Raw genomic sequence first — 572 nt, 5'->3', positions numbered from 1 at the left:
CTGCTTTCTTATACCATTTCATTGGAATGCCTCCTTGATAAATTTATACGCTTTTATTATAGTCTTTTGAATTTATACTGTCTACTCAAAAAATCTCCTGGTGATAGGGTAACAGTTAAACCTGCATACATGAGCTCTGCACCCGAATAAACAATGTTTGTCCCTTCCAGCTCATAAAGCCCTTCCACCTCCAAATCTTTCAGTTTCAAGGTGGTTTCCATTGTTTCTACAACTGATAAGACTCGGACGTAGGTTACAATCGTTTGATTTCCATAGTTAAATTGTTGAGCTGCTTCATTGGATTCAGCATTGGGATTGATTAACCTATACTGATTTCCCAACTGGACTACTGGTCGCAATTCTTTATATAAGCTCACCTGATTAGCAATCTCAGCCTTCTCTTCATCTGATAAACTTGTTAAATCAAGCTCATAGCCCAGATTTCCCATCATTGCTACATGACCACGAGTTTCCAATGGGGTCTTTCGTCCCATCTGATGATTTGGTACTGCTGATACATGAGCCCCCATAGAAATGGTTGGATAGAGATAGGATGAACCGTATTGAATTGG

The 572-nt window shown here is 39.3% G+C and carries 1 protein-coding gene; it reads right to left on the bottom strand.

The annotated features are described in order from the left end of the window. Nucleotides 1-56: 56 nt before the first annotated feature. A partial coding sequence (locus tag GMD1S_RS08810; protein ID WP_000297431.1) for an alpha-galactosidase occupies nt 57-572 on the bottom strand: 516 nt, incomplete at its 5' end.

It is taken from the genome of Streptococcus sp. GMD1S (assembly GCF_000296875.1).
In the GTDB taxonomy this organism is placed as follows: domain Bacteria; phylum Bacillota; class Bacilli; order Lactobacillales; family Streptococcaceae; genus Streptococcus.
Note: the sequence above shows the minus strand (reverse complement) of the source record. Positions and strands in the feature narration are given on the sequence as shown.